The sequence below is a fragment of the Colwellia sp. MEBiC06753 genome (assembly GCF_053470325.1).
Window position 1 is genome coordinate 1 of record NZ_JBQMTM010000016.1, and the last position, 17699, is coordinate 17699.

Annotated in this window: 17 protein-coding genes, 4 tRNA genes and 1 pseudogene; 11 read left to right on the forward strand and 11 right to left on the reverse strand. The window is 39.2% G+C overall.

From position 1 onward, the window contains the following. Window positions 1-123 (forward strand): annotated as a pseudogene (locus ACOB82_RS12875) (IS1595 family transposase); the annotation flags it as partial. 93 nt (window positions 124-216) lie between these two features. Here ACOB82_RS12875 and ACOB82_RS12880 read toward each other — a convergent pair. Together ACOB82_RS12880 and ACOB82_RS12885 are read right to left on the reverse strand one after the other, a co-directional pair. After that, entirely contained in the window at window positions 217-1290 is a 1074-nt protein-coding gene (locus ACOB82_RS12880; RefSeq protein ID WP_448213383.1) for an AI-2E family transporter, read from the reverse strand. A 6-nt stretch (window positions 1291-1296) separates the two neighbouring features. Next, entirely contained in the window at window positions 1297-1518 is a 222-nt protein-coding gene (locus tag ACOB82_RS12885) for a sulfurtransferase TusA family protein (RefSeq protein ID WP_448213384.1), read from the reverse strand. Between the two features lie 103 nt (window positions 1519-1621). Between ACOB82_RS12885 and ACOB82_RS12890 the strand changes: the two genes are divergently transcribed. Genes ACOB82_RS12890 through ACOB82_RS12905 form a run of 4 tightly spaced genes read left to right on the forward strand, consistent with a single transcriptional unit; the run spans window position 1622 to window position 4472 of the window. Beyond that, window positions 1622-2257, forward strand: a complete 636-nt coding sequence (locus ACOB82_RS12890; protein WP_448213385.1) for a hypothetical protein — start codon at window positions 1622-1624, stop codon at window positions 2255-2257. 4 nt (window positions 2258-2261) lie between these two features. Further along, entirely contained in the window at window positions 2262-3716 is a 1455-nt protein-coding gene (gene bepA / locus ACOB82_RS12895) for a beta-barrel assembly-enhancing protease (RefSeq protein ID WP_448213386.1), read from the forward strand. A 25-nt stretch (window positions 3717-3741) separates the two neighbouring features. Next, window positions 3742-4083, forward strand: a complete 342-nt coding sequence (gene arsC, locus ACOB82_RS12900; protein ID WP_448213387.1) for an arsenate reductase (glutaredoxin) — start codon at window positions 3742-3744, stop codon at window positions 4081-4083. Further along, window positions 4083-4472, forward strand: coding sequence for a DUF2069 domain-containing protein (locus ACOB82_RS12905; protein ID WP_448213388.1), 390 nt, complete (start codon window positions 4083-4085; stop codon window positions 4470-4472). Before arsC ends, ACOB82_RS12905 begins: the two co-directional genes overlap by 1 nt. A 100-nt stretch (window positions 4473-4572) precedes the next feature. Here ACOB82_RS12905 and hda read toward each other — a convergent pair whose 3' ends face one another. Continuing rightward, on the reverse strand, window positions 4573-5301 hold the full coding sequence (hda, locus tag ACOB82_RS12910) for a DnaA regulatory inactivator Hda (RefSeq protein ID WP_448213389.1): 729 nt from the start codon (window positions 5299-5301) through the stop codon (window positions 4573-4575). Further along, complete coding sequence (locus tag ACOB82_RS12915; RefSeq protein ID WP_448213390.1) at window positions 5301-6389, reverse strand: DUF2066 domain-containing protein; 1089 nt, start codon at window positions 6387-6389, stop codon at window positions 5301-5303. The genes hda and ACOB82_RS12915 overlap by 1 nt, the downstream gene beginning before the upstream one ends. A 156-nt stretch (window positions 6390-6545) precedes the next feature. Between ACOB82_RS12915 and purM the strand changes: the two genes are divergently transcribed. From purM to ACOB82_RS12930, 3 genes are read left to right on the forward strand one after another with little or no spacing between them, the layout of a single operon-like run. After that, the gene (purM, locus tag ACOB82_RS12920) at window positions 6546-7592 is read left to right on the forward strand and encodes a phosphoribosylformylglycinamidine cyclo-ligase (RefSeq protein WP_448213391.1); all 1047 of its coding nucleotides are present in this window, start codon (window positions 6546-6548) and stop codon (window positions 7590-7592) included. 6 nt (window positions 7593-7598) lie between these two features. Further along, on the forward strand, window positions 7599-8246 hold the full coding sequence (gene purN / locus ACOB82_RS12925; RefSeq protein WP_448213392.1) for a phosphoribosylglycinamide formyltransferase: 648 nt from the start codon (window positions 7599-7601) through the stop codon (window positions 8244-8246). Between the two features lie 36 nt (window positions 8247-8282). After that, a complete protein-coding gene (locus ACOB82_RS12930) occupies window positions 8283-9071 on the forward strand; it encodes a DUF3108 domain-containing protein (protein WP_448213393.1) in 789 nt (262 codons plus the stop codon). A 136-nt stretch (window positions 9072-9207) separates the two neighbouring features. On the opposite strand, the gene ACOB82_RS12935 is transcribed toward ACOB82_RS12930, so the two are convergent. Continuing rightward, the gene (locus ACOB82_RS12935; RefSeq protein ID WP_448213394.1) at window positions 9208-9987 is read right to left on the reverse strand and encodes a class II glutamine amidotransferase; all 780 of its coding nucleotides are present in this window, start codon (window positions 9985-9987) and stop codon (window positions 9208-9210) included. A 181-nt stretch (window positions 9988-10168) separates the two neighbouring features. Here ACOB82_RS12935 and fadE point away from each other — a divergent pair, with 181 nt between their 5' ends. Together fadE and ACOB82_RS12945 are read left to right on the forward strand one after the other, a co-directional pair. After that, window positions 10169-12631, forward strand: coding sequence for an acyl-CoA dehydrogenase FadE (gene fadE / locus ACOB82_RS12940; RefSeq protein ID WP_448213395.1), 2463 nt, complete (start codon window positions 10169-10171; stop codon window positions 12629-12631). Between the two features lie 260 nt (window positions 12632-12891). Then, complete coding sequence (locus ACOB82_RS12945) at window positions 12892-13836, forward strand: acyltransferase (protein ID WP_448213396.1); 945 nt, start codon at window positions 12892-12894, stop codon at window positions 13834-13836. Window positions 13837-14267: 431 nt separating this feature from the next. Here ACOB82_RS12945 and ACOB82_RS12950 read toward each other — a convergent pair. The 6 genes from ACOB82_RS12950 to dnaQ form a co-directional block, all read right to left on the reverse strand. Further along, a tRNA-Asp gene (locus ACOB82_RS12950) sits at window positions 14268-14344 on the reverse strand. 44 nt (window positions 14345-14388) lie between these two features. Further along, window positions 14389-14465: transfer RNA gene (locus ACOB82_RS12955), tRNA-Asp, on the reverse strand. Between the two features lie 47 nt (window positions 14466-14512). Next, a tRNA-Asp gene (locus tag ACOB82_RS12960) sits at window positions 14513-14589 on the reverse strand. A gap of 29 nt (window positions 14590-14618) precedes the next feature. After that, a tRNA-Asp gene (locus ACOB82_RS12965) sits at window positions 14619-14695 on the reverse strand. A 163-nt stretch (window positions 14696-14858) separates the two neighbouring features. Next, window positions 14859-16241 carry a TIGR03503 family protein gene (locus ACOB82_RS12970; RefSeq protein ID WP_448213397.1) on the reverse strand — a complete coding sequence of 461 codons (1383 nt, stop codon included), beginning with the start codon at window positions 16239-16241 and terminating at the stop codon, window positions 14859-14861. Beyond that, window positions 16229-16951, reverse strand: coding sequence for a DNA polymerase III subunit epsilon (dnaQ, locus tag ACOB82_RS12975; RefSeq protein WP_448213398.1), 723 nt, complete (start codon window positions 16949-16951; stop codon window positions 16229-16231). Before dnaQ ends, ACOB82_RS12970 begins: the two co-directional genes overlap by 13 nt. Before the next feature lie 173 nt (window positions 16952-17124). Here dnaQ and rnhA point away from each other — a divergent pair, with 173 nt between their 5' ends. Then, window positions 17125-17589: a ribonuclease HI gene (rnhA, locus tag ACOB82_RS12980; RefSeq protein WP_448213399.1), complete on the forward strand. Its 465-nt coding sequence runs from the start codon at window positions 17125-17127 to the stop codon at window positions 17587-17589. Window positions 17590-17699 lie beyond the last annotated feature (110 nt).

Below are 17699 nucleotides of genomic sequence, written 5' to 3' on the forward strand. Positions count from 1 at the left end.
TTTCATGGAGTCGCCACAAAGTACCTTGATCATTACCTTGGTTGGTTCAGGTATATGGATGCTCCTGGAAACCTTAATGAAAACAAGCTATTTCGCATTCAACAACAGTTAATGGGAACATAGCCAATAGAAAACTAATAAGTAGATTAAAAAAGCCTCACTGAAATAAAATGCAGTGAGGCTTTTTTTATTAATGAGCTTTGCTGGATAGGTTATTTATTTTGCTGGTAAATTAAGCTCATCATGAGTATTCGGCCATGCATTTAGCACAGCTTTTACTAATGTCGCCAGCGGAATGGCAAAAAATACTCCCCAAAACCCCCATAATCCGCCAAATAAAATCACCGCGATAATAATAGTGACAGGGTGAAGATTTACAGCTTCTGAGAACAGGATCGGCACAAGCAAGTTACCATCAAGCGCTTGAATAATACCGTACGCTAACATGACATAACCAAATTCTGGGCTAACACCAAATTGAAATAACGCCACTAATAATACGGGGAAAGTCACCACCGTTGCGCCAACATAAGGCACCAGTACCGATAGACCGACTAAAACACCAAGCAAGACCGCATAACGTAAATCTAAGAAAATAAAGGCAATAGTACTTGCCGTACCAATAATTAATATTTCTACCAATTTTCCGCGAATGTAATTGAGTATTTGCTGGTTCATTTCTTTACCAACCTGCGATGCCATTCGACGCTCTTTAGGAATATAGCGGCTAATGCCCGCAATTAATTCTTTTTTATCTTTAAGAAAAAAGAAAATCATAATTGGCACTAAGATAAGATAAATAATCAGAGCCACTAAGTTGAACAGCGAGTTTAGCGACGCTTCCACCGCAACCTCACCCCAAGACAACAGCTTGACTTTGATGAAATTTAACAGCAATTCAACTTGTTCCGCTTGTACGAATTCAGGATATTTTTCAGGTAATGTCATTAAATAACTGCGAACCTGAGGCACCATGTTTGGTACTTCTTGTAAAAGGTTTGTACCCTGCTGCCAAATCACCGGGACTAAACCAAGAATGGTCACAAACGAAACCCCTGCAAATGCTGAAACAACCAGCGTTACTGACCAGGTGTGACTAATACCGATACTTTTTAAACGATTGACTGGTAAATCAAGTAAAAAGGCAATAGCAATGGCGACAAATACCGGCATTAATAAACTGCTTAAAAAGTAAATTGACAAAAATGCGGTAACTAATATCACTACCAGTGTTACTGCATGAGGATCAGAAAACTTACGTTGATACCAGTCTTTAAAAAATTTAAACATATAATGCTACCTAATTTTAATTATTAATTGTTGATTGCCATTTTCATCAATAGTCGAGGTATAAACATGATTGAGCTTATCAAGCAGTTTGGGAATGTCACTTTTTGAACCGCTATCGCTGATAATTAACGTAAGGCTATCACCTGCTTTCATTTTTTTTAGTTTTACTCGTAGCTTTACCAAAGGTAACGGACAAACTTCTTTGCGGGCATCGTAACGATAATTCATTTTTATTACTGAACTACTCTTTTGTTTGATTATCTAATTTGCGACAATTGAATACAATCTTTGTCGTACTTTAAATTTTTTCGAATTTTAAATATTCTCATCTATGTCAAATTTATCAAATAACCCAGAGCTTAAAGAAATTAATGCCTTAAAGAAAAAGCTCAACTGGGGCGAAGTCCCGGCAATTTATCATATGGTATCAACTTCTGTCGGCGAATTAGACGGTATTCTGACCCATGGTTTTGAAAGTGGTTACACTAACATTCTCAATAAAGAGCGATGGAATTTGCCTAAATTAGGCGGTACTCGCGATAAAGACGGTATTATATCAATACAATATAAGCCGAAGATTTCATTAAGACACGTATACAATGAAATGGGCTACGAATTACATTGTTTCCCCAATGTACTTGGAGAACGCGTTAATCGAAATATGATTAATCACCCTGACTGCCCTTTTAAGTCTTGGATACCTGAAGCTGACAGACGTCTTTTTCGCATCAACAGTTTAGCCAACTTTGTTATTTATATTGTGCAAAAAGGTGATGAAGCCGATTATGCAATGATTAAGTATATCTACCGTAGAGTTGAACAATTAATTGATATTCTTGCGGAATCTTTTGATATTAAAGAGGTCAGAGGTTATAACCTTGCCGAGTTTTTCCAAGAAATTAACAGCAGGAAAGATAATACTGCACCGCTTGGCATGTTAGATAATATCAATGATGAGGTAGAGTAGCCCTTTGAACAACTTGAAGCCAGTAATACTTGGTGTCGGCATGGCATTAGCCATAACTGGCACCAATTTATTCGCCCAACAAAACAATAAAAATGAGTTACCAGACATTGGCGCAGCTGGTTCAAGTATTCTTTCAATAGAAAAAGAAAAAGTCGTTGGTGAAGCAATGATGCGACAACTGCGAGCTTCACAACCTCTACTCCACGATCCTGTGCTAGATGAATATATCAATCACTTGGGTAACCAACTGGTTAAACATGCGCAAGATGTGAACTACAAATTTGATTTCTTTATCATTAATAACAATGAATTAAACGCTTTTGCGTTTTTTGGTGGCCATGTAGGTGTGCACACAGGATTAATTACTGCTGCTGACACTGAAAGTGAGCTGGCTTCGGTTTTAGCGCATGAAGTTTCGCACGTTACTCAACGACATTTAGCACGAAGATTAGAAGCACAGTCTCGTACGCAACCGTTAACCATGGCAGGCATGTTAGGTGGCGTACTCTTAACCCTAATAAACCCAACGGTCGGCATGGCTGCGTTAAGTACCAGTATTGCCGCTAGCCAACAAGCTAGCCTTAACTACACTCGTGGCAACGAGAAAGAAGCTGACCGAGTTGGTATCGCGTTACTATATAATAGTCAGTTTGACCCAATGGGTGCCCCGAATTTCTTCGGAAAAATGGCTGAACAATTTCGCTATAAATCAAAGCCACCGGCAATGCTATTAACTCACCCATTACCCGAGGCACGAATTAGTGAAGCTAGAATACGAGCTCAAAACTATCCTAGGGTTCAATTACCACCAAGTTTAGAGTTTGAGTTAACAAAAGCCAGGATCCAAGCCAGATATCAAAATAACGCAAAAGATAACATCATCCTGTTTGAAACCAGTATTAAGCAAAATCAATACGCTTATCGAGCCGCTGCTGATTACGGGCTTGCTTTATCTTATTTTGAAGCGCAAGAGTTTAAACAAGCGGAACAAATATTAGAACTGCTGTTAGCAAATGATTCACAAAACCTGTTTTATGTTGATGCACTTACAGATACCTATATCGCACTTAATAAGTACGACAAAGCAATTAGCATGTTAAGTGAATTAAACCTATTCATGCCAAACAACCAAGTAGTTGCGTTGAATTACGCCAACGCCTTGCAAACAGATAAGCAATATCAATTAGCAGAAGATGTGCTGCAAGATTTTTTGATCAGTAAACCCGGCAATTTCGTTGCCTATGACTTGCTACATGAGGTTTACCGAAAAGCGGGGAAAACTGCGTTGATGCACACAACTAAAGCTGAAGTTTATGCACTTTTAGGGGCGTACCCTAAAGCAATTGATGAATTGCAAACGGCTTATAATTTTGCCGAAGAGCAACCGTTAATTAGAAAACGAATTAAAGCAAGAATTCTACAGTTTGAAGATCAACAAGATAAATTAACCCGTTTATAACTTATTGTTTTAACAGAGAGATAACATGTTAACGATTTACCATAACCCTCGCTGCTCTAAAAGCAGACAAACTTTAGCCCTTATTGAACAAGCTAATCAAGCATGTGAAATTGTTGAATATTTAAAAACTCCACTCGCTAAAGATGAACTTATCGTATTAGCAAATAAATTAGGCGTGTCAGCAATCGAAATGATGCGCGTAAAAGAAACAGAATTTAAAGAGCAAAATCTTAAAAATGCAGACGAAGACACTCTGTTTGCCGCTATGGCAGCTACGCCTAAATTAATGGAGCGTCCTATTGTGGTCAAAGGCGAAAAAGCAGTTATTGGCCGCCCTCCTGAAAATGTAGAAGTGTTATTCGGGTAATGAAATCTATTGCAACTCATACCTACCGCAAAATAGCACTAGCTGGCTATTTTGGCTTAGTTATTTTTATGCCGATTTGGTTAGTTTTTTTAGAGCCAAGTTCCTTAGGCACCATTTTAGCTATTTGCCTATTTGTACTGCCACTAGTATTTCCGCTTAAAGGGCTGCTTGCCGGTAATCCTTACACCTATGCGTGGTCAAACTTTATTGTGATGTGGTATTTTTTACATAGCTTAACCAGTTTATGGGTGTCTACCAACAAGGTGTACCCAGCAATAGAGTTGATACTAGCAAGCATGATGTTTTTCGGTGGTACTTATTATGCAAAATACCGCGGGCAAGAATTAGGGTTAAGTATTCGCAAGAAAAAAGAAACCGATAATTCATAGTAAATTGAAGTTTAAACGCACCTTGTCATAATAATTATCGAAAGCCTAAGTAAAACCTAATACTTAGGTTTTTTAATTTAGGCTTTTGAATTTAGCAAAGTTATTCGCGGTGTTTTAATGCTTCTTTAACAAAAGGAATGGTAATTTTGCGTTGTTCTCGAATAGAAAGTCTATCTAGCGTATCTAAATATTCTATCAGCTCATTCATATCTCGGCTAAAGTGATTAAATAAATACTTTAAGACCTCAGGTTGTATTGTTAAACCACGCTTGAGCGCCCGAAAGCTCACAATGTCCATTTTTTCAGTTTCATCTAACTGCTTCAGCTGCTCTGTTAAGCCCCAACTTAGACGGGATTTAAGATCCGGTAACTCAATTGGTAAAGTATTCACCGCTTCACTGCCTGAAAAAATAACTTGTTTGCCCTGCTCTTTAATACGATTAAATAAATCGAATACCGCTTGTTGCCACAGTGGCTTGCCGCTAAGCAATTGAATATCGTCAATACAAATTAGGTCGATATGCTCTAATCCTTCTAAAACCTCTACCGACAATTCCGTTAGGTCTGACATGGCCAAGCATAACGACGATCTACCTAGACTGTCAGCCAATGTCGTAGCAGAGTGTAACAAGTGCGACTTACCTGTACCTGAGCCACCAAACAAGTAAAAGCTATTGACATCATTATTGGTTTGACCGCTAGTTTGAGCGCTATCAACAAAGTCAGCCAATATCTTAGCAACAGATGCATTCGTTTGTCCTTTGAAGCTGTCAAAGGTTTCATCATCTGGCAACTGCACAGAAAGTGCTAATTGTGCATCTTGCTTCACTAGCGTCTCCAGTAAAACAATGGATATTCTATTGGCTCAGCGCCAGCTAATGGGTCAACGTACTGCTGTAACTGGTCATTTAATTTAAGTGACGCCAATAATGCCTTTTTAGCACCAAGTAAGGACAGTTTGAATCGACGCTTTTCTTGTGACGCTTGGACCAAAGTTACCGACTCGACAGCAGACAACTGAGATAAAAATTGGTAAACCTGAACATAAGTTGTTAACGAATCAATATTAGCCACATCAATCAGCAATTCATTACTAAACTCAGTCGAGCTGGCATAGAATTGGTAAACCGTATTTGCCACCTCTTTTAACACAATATCTAATAGTTCATTAGGGTCGTTACCTTCAACTAACGAGCCAAACAGTTGCTGCTCACCTATCAAACTCCAATCCATGGCATATTGCACGTTGTCTGGGCAAATCACGCCTTGGCAATCTTGGCTATCGGTTTTTGATCTGACTAAGCTGCTATTTGATAAACGAATTATCAAGCTAGCATCTGCGAAATAACGAGCTGAAGCCAGTTGTACTTCATCGCTAAAACGCCCCCAAAAATCGGTTACATTTATTTTTAGGTTATCTTCCAAGTCCATTAAAGGCAATAACGTTGGTAAACCTCGACTTTCAGTAAATTGAGCGATCTGAGCAGGTAGCGTTGATTGGCTAGACTCAGACAAAATACTACGAGATAAGTTATCTTCTAACACCAACCAAACTAATATTTGAGGGCGTAAATTACCCCATATAGGTAAATTAGCCTGCTGAAATAGCTGATTAATTTTGTTTTCATTAAATGTTGCGATTAAATACAGGGCTTGTTCAATACGTTCATAACGATACTTAGTAACATATTGATTATAACGATTCAGTTCTTGCTTAATTATTGGGTCATTCAGTACTGATTCCTGACCACCAATTTTAAGAATAACCGCTGCCATCGCCTGTTTAATAGCAATGTTACGCTGACTGGTTGTTTGCCCCTCAACAAGCACCTTTGCTTGATAAAGATCAGTGACTTCTACGGCAAAAGCAAAAGTACCATATAAAAGCGAGATAAGAAAAAATAAAGGCTTCAACATTTTGTTTAATTGAATCAATTTCATAAAGCGAATGTTATCACAATACCGAGCAAATATTTCATTATAAAAAATAATTTCTGATAAAGATTTTATCTAAAGTCAGGCGCTGGTAGAATATGCGTTTTCAAAAATCCTTTGAACACTTTGAGGTTTCACGTGAGCGAACAAAAGCAATCCCTAAGCTATAAAGATGCTGGTGTAGATATCGACGCTGGTAATGAGCTAGTTGAAAATATTAAGGGAGCAGTTAAACGTACAACTCGCCCAGAAGTTATGGGCGGACTCGGTGGTTTTGGTTCAATTTGCCAATTACCAACAGGTTATAAAGAGCCTGTACTAGTTGCAGGTACTGACGGCGTTGGTACTAAATTACGTTTAGCCATTGATTTAGAAAAGCACGATACCGTAGGTATCGACTTAGTTGCTATGTGTGTAAATGACTTAATCGTTCAAGGTGCTGAGCCGCTATTCTTCTTAGATTATTACGCAACGGCAAAATTAGATGTCACTGTTGCTTCAAATGTTGTTGCAGGTATTGCCGAGGGTTGTGTACAAGCAGGTTGTGCACTAGTTGGTGGTGAAACCGCTGAAATGCCAGGCATGTACCACCAAGGCGATTATGACATTGCAGGCTTTTGTGTAGGTGTAGCTGAAAAGTCTAAAGTGCTAGATGGTCAAAAAGTAGCTGCAGGCGATCAATTAATTGCCTTAGCTTCATCTGGTCCTCACTCAAATGGTTACTCATTAGTTCGTAAAGTGTTAGAAGTAAGCAAAGCTGATACTAACGAATTACTTGGCGGTAAAGCATTAGGCGAGCACTTATTAGAACCAACTAAAATTTACGTTAAATCAGTATTAGCGTTATTAAAAGAAGTTGATGTTCATGCCCTATCACATATTACAGGTGGCGGTTTTTGGGAAAATATTCCGCGCGTGTTACCTAGTGACGCACAAGCCGTGATCAACGAAAGCTCATGGCAATGGCCAACAATCTTCAACTGGTTACAAGAAAACGGCAACATTACTACTCATGAAATGTACCGTACCTTCAACTGTGGTGTTGGTATGATTATCGTTGTACCAGCAGAAGCCGTTGAGCAAAGCTTGGCGATTTTAAATCAACACGGCGAAACAGCATGGCATATCGGTGCTATTGCCAATAAAGCTGAAGGTGAAGAACAAGTTATTATCGAAAAGGAATAATTTTCGATGACTAGTCGTATTGTCGTATTAATATCCGGCAGTGGCACTAATTTGCAGGCATTAATAGATGCCTGCAATGCAGATACCTACCCAGGTGAAATTGTCGGTGTGTTATCAAATAAAGCTGATGCCTATGGTTTGACGCGCGCTGAACAGGCAGACATTGCCACTACAACCCTATCTCATAAAGAATTTGCTAGTCGCGAAGACTATGATTTAGCACTTATTGAAGCAATCGATACTTACCAACCTGACATTGTCGTACTTGCAGGGTTTATGCGTATTTTAACGCCGGCATTTGTTCAACATTACTTAGGTAAACTGGTAAACATCCACCCCTCTTTACTGCCTAAATATCAAGGACTAAATACTCATCAGCGTGCGATAGATGCTGGGGACGATGTTCATGGTGTTAGTGTACATTTTGTTACCGAAGAATTAGATGGTGGCCCTGTTATTTTACAAGCAAAAGTGCCAATATTTGACGGTGACTTAGCTGATGACTTAGCTGCTAGAGTGCATGAGCAAGAACATAAAATTTATCCACTGGTAGTTAAATGGTTATGTCAAAACCGTTTGTCTATGCACAATAAACAAGCTATTTTAGATGGCAATGTTTTACCCGCATCAGGTTATGCTAACGATGATGAGTAAACCAAGTTAATAACAATAATAAATAGGTAGATCTTGATGGTTAAAAAGTTAGTTTTGTCAGTGTTATTAATGAGCCCTTTGGTTTTCGGTCACCAAGTCTCAACAGAAAGTGTAACCGATAGCTCTGCAGAAAACTTAACTGCGAATCTTACTGAAAAGAACGCGACAACATCTGCTGTTATTAAGCCTTTTACCGCCACCTATAGCATATTGCATAAATCTAAGCCTGTTGGCACGGGTACCCGAACATTTGAATACCTACCCGACGGTAAAGGCAAATATAGCTATTCCACCGATATTGAATGGTTGATCTTTTCCGATAAGCGTAGTGAAACATCAATATTTTATTTAGATGATGGAAAAGTTACGCCTTATCACTACATTTTTGAGCGTGAAGGTACAGGTAAGGATAAATATTACGAGTGGCAATATGATATCGAAAATAATATTGCTAAAGACATTGATAGAAAACGTACTAAAAAAGTTAATTTTCCAGTTAATATTCAAGACAAACTCAGTTATCACTTCCAAAACCGACTGCATTTAATTGCTCACCCTAAACAGGAGCACTTTGTTTACCCGGTAATTAGTACTTCTGGCTCAATTAAAAATACTGTGTATCAGTACGATGGTGAAGAAGATCTCATGTTGCCTTACGGCGTAGTTAAAACCATTCGATTAAAGCGCGAAGTTATCGATAAAGAGCGTATTACTTATGCTTGGTTTGCCCCTGAATTAAACTACTTATTAGTAAAGCTTTATCAAATCAAAGGCAATGTAGAGCAGTTTGAAGCTCAGTTAACCGCAGTCGAAGTTAACGACTAATTACCCGAAAATAAAGTAGTAGGTTAACGCTTTGCTCACACAGCTTGATTACTTTATTAATTTTGTTTTATTAGTATTTCGGTCAATTTTCATTTTAACAGCTTTGCTTTAACTGAGTTGCATTAGCTACTCTGCTTTAGCTACTTTGCATGACCGTTACACCCTGCCTAAATAAATGCCACTGCTCGGGCTGCATTTTATGCCACTGTTCATTATTGGTCAGTGGTTGTGTTGCAATCACAGTGACAATATCTTTATCCGTTGTTTCTTTTTGAAAGTCGATAGTCACTTCAGCATCAATTAATCGCGCTTCACCAAAAGGAGCTTTTCGAGTGATCCAATGTAAATTGTTTGAACAGTACGCAAACAGGTATTCACCATCAGATAAAATAAGATTAAACACCCCGAGTTTATTAATAGTTAACGCGCATTCTGCGATAAATTGATACAAGGTTTTAGTGTCAGGCTCATGTTCACCAAATTTGTAATGCAGTTGATCTAACAACCAACAAAACGCATGTTCGCTGTCAGTTGTGCCAACGGGAATATGTGCTTTTACCGCGAGGTGTTGTTTGAAATCCGCTAATTGACCATTGTGGGCATACGTCCAGTTTTTCCCCCACATTTGGCGGATAAAGGGATGAGTATTTTCCAAACAAACTTTACCTGAATTTGCCTGACGAATATGACATATCACGGATTCGCTTTTAATTGGATATTCCTGCACAAGTTGCGCAATTTTTGACTCAGCACTTGGCTTTGGATCTTTAAAGCTGCGACAGCCTTTGCCTTCATAAAAAGTGATACCCCAGCCATCTCGATGCGGCCCAGTATTGCCACCGCGCTGCATTAAACCAGAAAAGCTAAAACAAATATCTGTTGGCACGTTGGCACTCATCGCTAACAACTCACACATAGCGCGATTTATCTCCTAATTTATCTCACGTGACTACGAGCTATACTTATAACACGAACAAATGTTTATGTACTGCCCAAGGTTATTTTATTTGTTAACCAATGCAGAAATATTGATTGAATTTGTTGTATGTTCGATCTAATCTAATGTGGTCTGACCTCTTACAGTTAAGGATAAGAAAGTGGAAACTTTAATTTGGTTAGCCAGCGTATTCATTATCAGCTGGTTTTTGGCTTATACCCGAGCTGCACTAACAACCTACACTACAATATTCGCTATATTGATGGTGGTAGGCTCTGTATTTCAAGTTGTATCAATTGTTGGCTGGATTATATTCGCCGCGATTGCATTACCATTAAACATCAGCAGTTTTAGAAAAGAGTTTATTAGTAAACCTTTACTTAACTTGTTTAAAGGCATTATGCCGGAAATGTCTCGTACCGAGAAAGAAGCGATTGACGCAGGTACCACTTGGTTTGAAGCGGACCTATTTCGCGGTAATCCCGATTGGAAAAAATTACATAACTTCCCTAAACCAAGGCTCTCAGCAGAGGAACAAGCCTTTCTTGACGGTCCGGTTGAGGAAGTTTGTCGAATGGCTGATGAATGGGAAACCACTCATGAGCGTGCTGATTTATCGCCTGAAGTTTGGCAATATCTAAAAGATAATAAATTCTTCGCGATGATTATTAAAAAAAAGTATGGCGGGTTAGAATTTAGCGCCTATGCTCAATCTCGCGTATTACAAAAACTCACCAGTCAAGGCTCTGTATTAGCCAGTACCGTAGGTGTTCCTAATTCTTTAGGCCCTGGTGAATTATTGCAACATTACGGCACCAAAGAGCAACAAAATTACTACTTACCGCGCCTAGTAAAAGGTGACGAAATTCCGTGTTTTGCCCTAACAAGCCCGGAAGCTGGCTCTGACGCTGGTGCAATTCCTGATTTCGGTATTGTTTGCAAAGGTGAATTTGAAGGTAAAGAAGTACTAGGTATGAAACTTACCTGGGACAAACGTTATATTACTTTAGCACCTGTGGCGACAGTATTAGGTTTAGCGTTCAAACTTTATGATCCTGACGGTTTAATTGGTGAAGAAAAAGACTTAGGTATTACCTGTGCATTAATTCCAACGCATTTAGATGGCGTAATTACTGGTCGCCGTCACTTCCCACTAAACGTACCATTCCAAAATGGCCCAACCCAAGGTAATGAAGTATTTGTCCCGCTTGATTACATTATTGGCGGCCCGGAAATGGCTGGTCAAGGTTGGAGAATGTTAGTTGAGTGTTTATCGGTTGGTCGTGCTATTACCCTACCTTCAACCAGTGCTGGCGGTGTTAAATCAATTGCGTTAGCTACTGGCGCATACAGTCGCATTCGTCGTCAGTTCAAATTACCAATTGGTAAAATGGAAGGTATTGAAGAAGCGTTAGCACGTATTGGCGGTAATGCTTACTTAATGGATGCGGTAACAACCATGTCTACCGGCGCAATTGATTTAGGTGAAAAGCCGTCGGTTATTTCAGCCATTGCTAAGTACCATTTAACCGAAAAAATGCGTGCATCGGTAACTGACGCTATGGACATTCACGGTGGTAAAGGCGTTTGTATGGGGCCAAGTAACTATTTAGCACGTGGTTATCAAGGCGCTCCAGTTGCTATTACCGTTGAAGGTGCCAACATTCTTACCCGTAGTATGATTATTTATGGTCAAGGTGCTATTCGTTGCCACCCTTATGTGCTTGCTGAATTACAAGCTGCTGGTAACACGGATGCAACCAAAGCGTTAGATGAGTTTGATCATGCGTTATTTGGTCATATTGGTTTTGCCACCAGCAATATCTTCCGTAGCTTATGGATGTCAATCTCTGGTGCTCGTTTTGTTAATGCACCTTATAGCGATAGCACACGTCGTTACTACCAATTAATGACGCGTTTTAGCTCTAACTTAGCCATGTTATCTGATATTGCGATGTTAAGCTTAGGCGGTGACCTTAAGCGTCGTGAACGTGTATCTGCACGCTTAGGTGATATTTTAAGTCATTTATATATGGCTTCTGCTACATTAAAACGCTTTAACGACGAAGGTCGTCAAGCTGACGATGTCACGCTTATGCAATGGGCGGTAGAAGATAGCTTATATAAAATTCAGGTAGCTATCGACGAGTTAATCGCAAACTTCCCTAGTAAACCTGTTGCCTTTATGTTGCGTGCGATTATCTTGCCATTTGGCTGTTGGTTAACTAAACCATCAGACAAGCTTGATCACGCCGTATCACGTATTTTACAAACGCCAGGCGCTGCCCGTAATCGCATCGGACAAGGCCAGTATTTAACACGTGAAGAAGGCAATACGCTTGGTATCCTTGAGCAAACCTTAGATGATATTTTAGCGGTAGAGCCAATTTTTGATAAAGTTTGCCGTGCCATTGGTAAGAAATTACCTTTCTATCGTTTAAATGAAGTTGCAGAGCAAGGCTTAGCTGCCAAAGCTATTACCGAGCAAGAAGCAGAATTGCTGATCCGAGCTGAAAAAGGTAGAAAAGCCGCTATCGATGTTGATGATTTTGACCCTTACGACTTACCGGCGAATAAAGCCATGTTAGATGAAAAATCACAAAAACAAGAGCATGCTGCCTAACTTAATAGCTAATTAAGCAAATGCTCCTATTTAAAAAACCTGCTTCGGCAGGTTTTTTTATGATTAAACATCGTTGGAAGTACTCATTTATTTATATGAAATAATTAATAAAACTTAGAAATTACAAATTTTTCAGCGTACATATGTAACAAACATAACAGTACAGTTATTAACAAATAGCGGTTAAAATAGTCTTTTGTTAAGTAACATTCGCTGAAAGTAAATTAAGCATATAAACATAAAGTTAAGGAGTGATAAACATGCTGTCTTGGTTACCTAGCTTTATTCTCTTGCCGGTTTCATTTGTTTTATTTTCATTCAATTTAGCCTTTAGTGGCTCGTTCGTTTTTTTAGGCGGATTGTTAAAGCTCCTTATTCCTTTTAAATGGTTTCACCGTATCTTATACCGTCCTATGCATACCTTTTATCGCTTATGGACTTACAACAATACATTAATCATTCGCTTAACCAATAATGTTACATGGCAAGTATCTGGTGCAGATCAACTAAACAAAGATGCTTGGTATTTAGTAATGGCTAACCATCAAAGCTGGTTAGATATTTTAGTGGTTGCAGAATTTGCGCGAACTTCCATACCTGAGCCTAAGTTTTTCTTAAAAGAATCACTGAAAAAAGTACCGTTTTTAGGGATGGCCTGTTGGGCGTTAAATATGCCGTTTATGAAGCGCTATAGTAAAGCGTTTCTTGCTAAACACCCAGAGCTTATAGGGCAAGATATTGAAACGACTAAAAAGTCTTGTCAAAGCTTTCGCGATCATCCGACAACCATTATCAACTTTGTAGAAGGCACTCGCTTTACCAGTAAAAAACATCAACAACAGCAAAGTACATTTAATTATTTATTAAAGCCTAAAGCTGGCGGCATAGCCTTTACCTTGGCTACTTTAGGTGAGCAATTTGATAAAGTGTTAAATGTCACCCTGTTATACCCAGAGAATCCAGGTCATGTGATGAAAGATATGTTATGTGGCCGTTTGACTAAAATTATTGTTCAGGTTGAGCAAATTGAAGTAAGTGAAGCGTTAATAGGTGATTATGATAATGATCCTGTATACAAGACCTCATTTCAATCATGGTTAAATCAGCAATGGCAACAAAAAGATCTAGTGATCGAAAAACTATATCGTCAAAACGAATTGGAATCGCCGGTTAAAACCACACTAAATCAACAAAGTTCATCGTAACTTAACGTATGTTTGTTTTAAGGCTTCAACAATAATACCCACACACTTACTGCTAAATTTCTCAATAACTTAGCTCAGAAAGGCTCTAGTTTAGAATGGTATATCTGCTGTACTAACTAAAAAAACGCAAAGTAACCTTAAAAAAAACAACTCATACCGAAATCCAGCGCTAACGATTTAGATACTACCCCCTAATTCAACTATTATTAATGTGCTGAATCCAAGGCCTAGGTATTTAACAAGTACAAGCCGTGCAATACAAATGACATAATCACCTGTAATAATTACTTGAAATAATAATTTGAATAATTATTTTTACTTAGGGCTAAGCAAAAATTTAAATAACTGAAGTATTGGAATTTTTGTTGAGAGAACAAATGTTGAGAGAAGTATTTTGAGAAAAACTTAAAATGAAGTTTTTGAATAAATAGTGGCGGAGTGGACGGGACTCGAACCCGCGACCCCCGGCGTGACAGGCCGGTATTCTAACCAACTGAACTACCACTCCGCAGTATTTATTCGACAAATATTGTCAGCTTTGTTGCAACATAGTGGCGGAGTGGACGGGACTCGAACCCGCGACCCCCGGCGTGACAGGCCGGTATTCTAACCAACTGAACTACCACTCCGCATATAGCTTTCGCTAATGTCGCAATTTTAGCTTCTTTACATTAAGTGGCGGAGTGGACGGGACTCGAACCCGCGACCCCCGGCGTGACAGGCCGGTATTCTAACCAACTGAACTACCACTCCGCAGATAATGCAAAGTACAGAATTTTAAGTGGCGGAGTGGACGGGACTCGAACCCGCGACCCCCGGCGTGACAGGCCGGTATTCTAACCAACTGAACTACCACTCCGCGTTTAAAACTCTGCTAATCAACAACAACTCGTTGAATGCGGGCAGAATAATACGGTGATGAATGCTATCCGTCAACCACTTTTTTTATATTATTTTTCAACTGCGCAATAGATAAACAAAGCGATTGAATTAGCAACAAATATCCATTTACTTTCGTGTGATTACACGTTTTTCTTTCTACGGCTCCACCATATATAACCTACCACTAGACCTGCCAAGGTTAATACAATTGCGTTGGCAATCACAATAAAGGTTAAGCTTTGTTTTTGCTCTTCTGCCCTTCTGGCTTCTTGTTCTTGCTTAAAAATTTCCATTTCTTCGGCAAGTGTCAATTTCGGCGGTAACAACTCTTCCTCAAAAACTTCATCGTTTTCTGGTGCTACTTCGATAATTTCCCCGTTTTCACCAACTATTGTCATTAATTGTTCAGCGGTTCGTTCAACATTAAAGGTAAACTCAGGCACTATTAACCTAAACTCTCTGCCATTTACTGTGTGGCCGAAGGCGCTAACTTTAACTCGATGAATACCTGGCTCTGTATAGCTAATATCAAAAACACGTTGTGGCCCGCTACCTTCCATTATTGAAAACGGCTCTTCTTGGCGATCTGGAAAAGTTATTTTCCCTTGGAATACCATACTGTCTGGCTCTACCAATGCAGTATTAATATCTAGCAGTAGCTTATGCGGTTTATCAATATCTAACGATGGCTCTGCACTTAAAGTTATGGGTGATGGCTCAACAATTACTGGTTTCTGTCTAAGTTCCCTGCTAGCCATAGGTAAACGAATATAATATAACGGTACCCATTCACCGGGTGCAAAGTTTAAGGTAAATTCACCGGTAAAAATTCCGTCGTTGGCATATTCATCGAGGTTTCGCCCGTCATCTCGAAACGTAGTCAGTTTAACTGGCTCTGCACCAAAATTGTCGTACGCGGAATTATTGGTGCTAAAAAAGTCTACATCTACCCGGATAACATCTTTAAAGGCTGGCGTATCTATCGCCTTCGCACCATTATAAAGCTTGCCGGTAATTTTAATGGTTTCGCCTGACAATAAAATATCAGGTAACGCCTCTACTTCTATACGAACCTCTGACATCACCATTATATGGCTGCCAGGTTGTATTTGACCAATTGCCTGCCAAGGACCTGGCATCGGCTTTTTAATGTTGATCATGTCAAAAGTAAGATCATCAAACCATTGCACGGTTTTATCATCAAGTTGATTTACTTTGATTTTACTACCGTCTGGGCGCACTAAAATAACCGGTGGCGACCCCGCTTTTCGATAAAATAATAAGGTGATTTCATCAAGCTGAGCATCAATGCGAAATCTGTTATCAAAATACGGTATTTGATTAGTCACATTGTCTACATCGTAGTAATCAACTTCTGGGCTAGGCATTTTCATAGGAGAGCTGGTATTGCTAGCACCATAATTGCTAACGTCAACTCGTTCAATTTCTGTTTGCTGTTGAGCAAACGTTTGACCACAAATCAGCAACGACATCATTGCTGCTGACCAGGTTATTTTGGCCATATAGGCACTCCCCCTTTTTCATCAATCACAGCAAGCCTTTCTTGGTGTGCTATTAATTCATCGGCCGATGCCTGAATAATCTTTAACGGCGGGCGCTCTGCGGCTAACCGACGAATAGCGCCTGCTGTATCATTACCGTTACTATCATCTGAACTTAAGTTAAGCGTTTCTTGCCGACGCGTCATCTCAATGTAGACGTAGGCTAATAGCTGGGCATCAATTAACGCCCCATGGTAAGTACGGTCTATTAACTTATCAACCCGATAATGCTTAGCTAAAAAGTCGAGGGTTTTAGGTGAGCCAAATTCGTCTTTTGATACCTTTAACGTATCGGTTACGCTACAGATATCTTCAGTCATAGGTAAACCGCGGTTCGCCAAGGCAAATTCATGATCCATAAAGCCTACGTCGAATCGAGCATTATGAATAATAAGTTCAGCGCCGCGAATAAATTCAATAAACTCATTTGCCACTTGGTGAAACAACGGCTTATCAGCAAGAAATTCGTTAGTTAATCCATGAACATCTATTACTTCCTGCTCCATTTGGAACATCGGATTAATATATACATGAAAATTACGCCCAGTTAATTGGCGGTTAACCATTTCAACACAGCCAATTTCAACAATACGGTGCCCTTCTTTCGGGTTAATACCGGTAGTTTCAGTATCAAGAATTACCAACCGTTTCGCTTTGTTTAATTCAGTCACAAATTGCCTAGCCTAATTTGCTGCCAATATAATTACTGGCATTATAAAGAAAAATCATAGGATAATAACAAGGTTACACTCGTTTGACTCCATAATAAAAGAATAATAAAAGAAGTCGACATTCCGCTTCAAAATATTCCAAAAAGCTCTGTTAAAAGAAAAGGCATAGATAAATGCAAAAGCACGTAAAAATTTATACCGATGGCTCATGTTTAGGTAACCCAGGTCCTGGCGGCTATGGTGCACTATTAATTTATAAACAACACAAAAAAGAGCTTTCTGGCGGCTTTAAAGAAACCACGAATAACCGTATGGAGCTGCTAGCACCAATTAAAGCGTTAGCATCATTAAAAGAAAAATGTCAGGTCACCATTACCACTGATAGCCAATACGTTCGCCAAGGAATTACCAGTTGGATCCATAACTGGATTAAAAATAATTGGCGTACGGCCAGTAAGCAACCAGTTAAAAATGTGGATTTATGGAAAGCACTTTATCAAGAAGTACAACGCCATGACGTAGAGTGGAAGTGGGTTAAAGGCCATTCCGGCCACCCTGAAAATGAGCGCTGTGACGAATTAGCTCGCGATGCTGCAAGCGGTAAGAATTTACCTGTAGATGAAGGGTTTGGTGGCTAGTTATAAAGTATTACGTAAGGTATTAAACTTTAGGTTATTTACTATTTGTACTTGACCTACACCGCTTTATAACGAAAATACATAACATATTCCTAAAATCAAAAATTATC

Coding starts and splice junctions, on each gene's coding strand:
- ACOB82_RS12880 (WP_448213383.1), bottom strand. CDS start 1,290: ATGTTTAAATTTTTTAAAGACTGGTATCAACGTAAGTTTTCTGATCCT.
- ACOB82_RS12885 (WP_448213384.1), bottom strand. CDS start 1,518: ATGAATTATCGTTACGATGCCCGCAAAGAAGTTTGTCCGTTACCTTTG.
- ACOB82_RS12890 (WP_448213385.1), top strand. CDS start 1,622: ATGTCAAATTTATCAAATAACCCAGAGCTTAAAGAAATTAATGCCTTA.
- arsC (WP_448213387.1), top strand. CDS start 3,742: ATGTTAACGATTTACCATAACCCTCGCTGCTCTAAAAGCAGACAAACT.
- ACOB82_RS12905 (WP_448213388.1), top strand. CDS start 4,083: ATGAAATCTATTGCAACTCATACCTACCGCAAAATAGCACTAGCTGGC.
- ACOB82_RS12915 (WP_448213390.1), bottom strand. CDS start 6,389: ATGTTGAAGCCTTTATTTTTTCTTATCTCGCTTTTATATGGTACTTTT.
- purN (WP_448213392.1), top strand. CDS start 7,599: ATGACTAGTCGTATTGTCGTATTAATATCCGGCAGTGGCACTAATTTG.
- ACOB82_RS12930 (WP_448213393.1), top strand. CDS start 8,283: ATGGTTAAAAAGTTAGTTTTGTCAGTGTTATTAATGAGCCCTTTGGTT.
- ACOB82_RS12935 (WP_448213394.1), bottom strand. CDS start 9,987: ATGTGTGAGTTGTTAGCGATGAGTGCCAACGTGCCAACAGATATTTGT.
- ACOB82_RS12945 (WP_448213396.1), top strand. CDS start 12,892: ATGCTGTCTTGGTTACCTAGCTTTATTCTCTTGCCGGTTTCATTTGTT.
- ACOB82_RS12970 (WP_448213397.1), bottom strand. CDS start 16,241: ATGGCCAAAATAACCTGGTCAGCAGCAATGATGTCGTTGCTGATTTGT.
- rnhA (WP_448213399.1), top strand. CDS start 17,125: ATGCAAAAGCACGTAAAAATTTATACCGATGGCTCATGTTTAGGTAAC.